Raw genomic sequence first — 5,152 nt, forward strand, 5'->3', positions numbered from 1 at the left:
GGGTCACCACCACCGTCGCGGGTCGCGGCGGAGCGGTGATGCACCACCACTTCACCTTCCGCCCCTCCGACACCGGGGCCCGGGTGGCGGCGGCAACCGGCCGGGTGGCGCCAAGCGGCGCTGACCTGACCGAAACACCCGAACGGGAACACCCGAACGGCGTCCGGCATGCTGTTGCCGGACGCCGTTCGTCGTCGAAGGGAAACGAGACAGCCGTGACGGAGACCCACAGCACCGAGGCGCGCGGGGACAGCGGTCCGGAGACCGCCCGACTGGTCGCCAGCCGGGTGCTGGACGTGCCCGACTTCCCGAAGCCCGGCGTCCTGTTCAAGGACCTGATGCCGCTGTTCGCCGACGGGAAGGTCTTCCGCGAGGTGGTCGACGGGATCGTCGCGTACCACGGGCGGGACGCCTTCGACGTGGTGGTCGGCATCGAGGCGCGCGGCTTCGTCGTCGCCGCGGCCGTCGCGTACGCCGCCGGGGTGGGAGTGGTGCCGGTGCGGAAGGCGGGCAAGCTGCCCCGCCCGGCGCACTCGGTCTCCTACGCCCTGGAGTACGGCGAGGCCACCCTGGAGGTGCACGAGGATGCCTTCACGGCCGGGCACCGGGTGCTAGTGGTGGACGACGTGCTGGCCACCGGCGGCACCGCCGAGGCGACACTGGATCTGGTCGAGCGGGCCGGCGGGACCGTCACCGGCTTCACAGTGCTGCTGGAGCTCGGGTTTCTGGGTGGGCGGGAACGGTTGGCGCAGCGTCCCGTTCACGCCCTGCTGACCGTTTGAGCCGGTCGACGCGCCGGCGACCGTTTGGTGCCGGATCCGTCGAGGTGAAGGCGGTGCCGACCGTCCGGCGGAGCGGCAGGGGGCCGTCCGTGCGGGTAGCATTGCCCTTTGCCGAAGCCGGCGGCACACGTCCGGCGAGGCGAGACCAGGCCGACCGATGTTCGGTCGGTGTGTTTCCGGCGAGCGGTGAGGAGGCCGGTGTCCCACGATGTCGTCCCTCCGGCGGAGGGCACGGTGCACCCGACAGGCGACGCTGACGGCTCGGTGACCGACCGGACAGGCGACGTGCCGGCCCGGGTGACGGGCACCGGCAACGGCTCCACCAGGGCTGCGAGCGAGAGCACGGCTTCCCCGATCAGCGCCCCGCCGAGTGCCGAGGCGTCGCCCGGCGCCGACGGGGTGGTGGTGCCGTTCCCGACGGACGCGGGCATCGACCCGTCGCCCAGCGGGGGCTTCGGGCTGTCCAACGCGCCCACCGGCCGGCGGGTCCGGGCCCGGTTGGCCCGGTTCAACGCGCCCTGGCAGACCTCGCAGGTCAGCGAGGTGCTGGAGCCGCTCATCGCGAGCCACCGGGACAATCACCCCAAGGCCGACGCCCGGCTGCTCCAGCGCGCCTTCGACACGGCGGCGCGGTGGCACTCCGGGCAGTACCGCAAGTCCGGTGACCCGTACATCACCCACCCGCTCGCCGTGGCGACGATCCTCGGCAACCTGGGGATGGACACCACCACGTTGGTGGCCGCGCTGTTGCACGACACCATCGAGGACACCGAATACACGCTCGACCAGATGCGCGCCGACTTCGGCGGCGAGGTCGCTCTGCTGGTCGACGGCGTCACGAAGCTCGACAAGGTCAAGCTGGGTGACGCGGCGAAGGCCGAGACGATCCGCAAGATGGTCGTGGCGATGGCCAAGGACCCGCGGGTGCTGGTGATCAAGCTGGCCGACCGGTTGCACAACATGCGCACCCTGACCTTCCTGCCCCGCCCCAAGCAGGAGCAGAAGGCCAAGGAGACGCTGGAGATCCTGGCGCCGCTGGCGCACCGGCTCGGTATGAACACGATCAAGTGGGAGCTGGAGGATCTGTCCTTCGGCACGTTGTTCCCGAAGCGCTACGAGGAGATCAACCGGCTGATCGGGGAGCACCAGCCGCAGCGTGAGGCGCTGCTGCGGCAGGTGACGCAGAAGGTGCAGACCGACCTGAAGGCCGCCAAGATCAAGGCGGAGACGACCGGGCGGCCGAAGCACCTCTACTCGATCTACCAGAAGATGATCGTGCGGGGTCGGGACTTCAACGACATCTACGACCTGGTGGGCGTTCGGATCCTGGTCGACACGGTGCGGGACTGCTACGCGGCGCTGGGGGTCATCCACGCCAATTGGCAGCCGGTGCCGGGGCGCTTCAAGGACTACATCGCGATGCCCAAGTTCAACATGTACCAGTCGTTGCACACGACTGTCATCGGGCCCACCGGCAAGCCGGTGGAGATGCAGATCCGCACGTACGCGATGCACCGCACCGCGGAGTTCGGCATCGCCGCGCACTGGAAGTACAAGGAGCACAAGGGCACCCAGATCGTCGGCCCGCCGGCGCACATCGACGAGATGACCTGGCTGCGGCAGTTGCTCGACTGGCAGCGTGAGGCGGCCGACCCGAGCGAGTTCCTGGACGCGCTGCGCTTCGACCTGTCCAGCCAGGAGGTGTACGTCTTCACCCCCAAGGGTGACGTCATCCCGCTGCCGACCGGCTCGACGCCCGTGGACTTCGCGTACGCGGTGCACACCGAGGTGGGGCACAAGTGCATCGGCGCGCGGGTCAACGGCAAGCTGGTGCCGCTGGAATCGACGCTGTCCAACGGCGACGTGATCGAGATCTTCACGTCGAAGTCCGAGACCGCCGGCCCGACGCAGGACTGGCTGGGCTTCGTCAAGAGCCCTCGCGCGCGCACGAAGATCCGCCAGTACTTCAACAAGGAGCGGCGCGAGGAGGCGATCGAGGCCGGCAAGGACGCGATCGTCAAGGCGATGCGCAAGCAGGGCATGCCCCTGCAGCGGATGCTCACCTCCGACGCGCTCATGTCGATCGCACGGGACCTGCACCTGGCCGACGTGGCGTCGCTCTACGCGGCGGTCGGCGACAGCCAGGTCTCCGCGCAGTCGGTGGTGCAGAAGCTGATGGCCGCGTACGGCGGCGAGGAGGGCGCGGCGGAGGACATCGCCGAGACCGCCGTCGCCACCCGGCCACCGCGCAGCCGGCAGAGCAGCAGCGACCCCGGTGTGGTGGTCCGGGGCGTCAGCGACGTCTGGATCAAGCTGGCCCGCTGCTGCACACCGGTCCCACCGGACTCGGTGTTCGGCTTCGTCACCCGCTCCGGCGGGGTGAGCGTGCACCGCGACGACTGCGCCAACGCCGAGGACCTGCGGGCGCAGAGCGAGCGGGTGGTCGAGGTGAGTTGGAAGCTCACCTCCGCCTCGACGTTCCTGGTCGCCATCCAGGTCGAGGCACTGGACCGGCACAAGCTGCTGGCCGACGTCACCCGGGTGCTCTCCGACGAGCGGGTCAACATCCTCTCCGCCACCGTCACCACGACCCGCGACCGGGTGGCGGTGAGCCGGTTCAGCTTCGAGATGGCCGACCCGAAGCACCTGGGCCACCTGCTGGCCACGGTCCGCAAGGTCGACGGCGTCTTCGACGCGTACCGGGTGACCTCCGGCGCCTGACGTGTAAACGGAAGCGCCCGCCAGCTCAGCCGGCGGGCGCTTCGTCGTTGCTCGGGTGTCAGCCCTGCGGGTTGCTCATGGCGAGGTCCTTGATGACGACCTCCTTCTTCGGGTGGCCACCACCGGCCTGCTGGGCGAACGCCCCGTCGTCACCGGCCTTGGCCACGTCCTTGACGATGTCCAGACCACCGGTGATGGTGCCGAGCACCGTGTACGCCGGGTCCAGCGGCGAGTCGCCGTAGACGATGAAGAACTGGCTGCCGGTGCTGCCCGGCTGGCCGGAGTTGGCCATCGCGATGACACCCTCCGGGTACGGCGGGCGCTTGTCGGTGGGGAGGTTCTCCTCCTGCATGCGGTAGCTCGGGCCGCCCTGGCCGTCGGTGTCCCGCCAGCCGTTGCCGGTGGCGCTGGGGTCACCGCACTGCAACACCTTGATGCCCTCGGTCACCAGGCGGTGGCACTTGGTGTTGTCGAAGAAGTTCTTCTCCGCGAGGTAGGTGAAGCTGCCGGCGGTGCACGGCACCAGCGAACGGTCGACCTTGGCGGTGATCGGGCCGAGGTTGGTGTCGATCGTCATGGTCTGCACGCCGGTGCCGGACTGCTCGTTGCTCGGCAGCCCGACGTCCTTGATCTGCGGGGGCCGCTGATCGGTGGGCAGCGCGTTGAACGCGCACTCGGACGCCCCGGGCGCCGCCGCGGTGGTGTCGGGCTTGTCGTCGTCGCCGCCCAGGCTCACCGCCAACCAGACGGTGCCGGCGACCACGAGCACCAGCGCGACACCCGCGCTGACGATCGCCTGCGTCTGCCGGCGCTTGCGGGCCTTGGCCGAGCGCTCGGCCATCTCCTTCTCGAGCCGGGCGCGTGCCGCCGCGCGCTGCCGCTCTCTGGTGGACGTCACGCCTGGATCCTCCTGGCTGTCTGCTGCTGAGTGCCGACTGGGTGGGTGGTGGCGGCCGGTCAGCCGGCGCTCGGGCTGCTGACCGGAGCGCCGGTGGCCGACGGCGCCGCACCGGTGACCGGCTCACCGACCGTGAGGCTCTGGATCGTCACGTCGGTGGTGGGCTTGACCTTGGCTCCGGTCCCATTGTCCACGGTCGGGAGGGCGCCGATCTTCTCCACCACGTCGAGCCCGCCGGTCACCCGGCCGATCACCGGGAACTTCGGGTCGGTGGTGGTGAAGTCCTTGAAGAAGAGCAGGAACTGGCTGCCGTTGCTGCCCGGCGGGTTGGAGATCATCGCCACGGTGCCCTTGGGGTACGTCGGCGGTTGGCCGGGGGCCGGGCTGGCCGACGGGGACGCCGACGGCACGGTCGGCAGTTCCTCGTCGTAGAACGAGTAGGTAGGCCCACCGAGGCCGGTGCCGCTGGGGTCGCCGCAGCGCAGCGCGCCGTCCGCGGTGATCTCGTGGCACTTCGTGTTGTCGTAGAACGACCGGCTCGCCAGATGGGCGATGCTCGCCGCCGCGCACGGGGAGTTGGTCAGGTTCAGCTCGGCGGTGATCGGCGCGCCCTGGTTGGTGGTCACCGTCATCGTGCGGGTGCCGTCGGTGGGCAGGCCAACGTCATCTGGGACGTGGTCCGCTTCCCCCTCAGCCTCGGGCTGACCGTCCTCGCCGTGGCCGTGCTGTTCCGGCACGCCCCGCGTCGCAA

General features: G+C 70.1%; 3 protein-coding genes and 1 pseudogene. 2 read left to right on the top strand and 2 right to left on the bottom strand.

The annotated features are described in order from the left end of the window. Window positions 1–215 precede the first annotated feature (215 nt). Window positions 216–782: an adenine phosphoribosyltransferase gene (locus ACWCO3_RS31195; RefSeq protein WP_278145000.1), complete on the top strand. Its 567-nt coding sequence runs from the start codon at window positions 216–218 to the stop codon at window positions 780–782. 399 nt (window positions 783–1,181) lie between these two features. Further along, a pseudogene (locus tag ACWCO3_RS31200) lies at window positions 1,182–3,503 on the top strand (RelA/SpoT family protein); the annotation flags it as partial. Between the two features lie 58 nt (window positions 3,504–3,561). Here the strand turns inward: ACWCO3_RS31200 and ACWCO3_RS31205 are convergent. Both ACWCO3_RS31205 and ACWCO3_RS31210 read right to left on the bottom strand, forming a co-directional pair. Continuing rightward, window positions 3,562–4,401 (bottom strand): peptidylprolyl isomerase, encoded by an 840-nt coding sequence (locus tag ACWCO3_RS31205; RefSeq protein WP_145783841.1) that lies wholly within the window; start codon window positions 4,399–4,401, stop codon window positions 3,562–3,564. A 59-nt stretch (window positions 4,402–4,460) separates the two neighbouring features. After that, the coding region (locus ACWCO3_RS31210; RefSeq protein WP_450013466.1) for a peptidylprolyl isomerase at window positions 4,461–5,152 on the bottom strand (692 nt) is incomplete at its 5' end.

It is taken from the genome of Micromonospora sp. NPDC002411, from assembly GCF_053592955.1.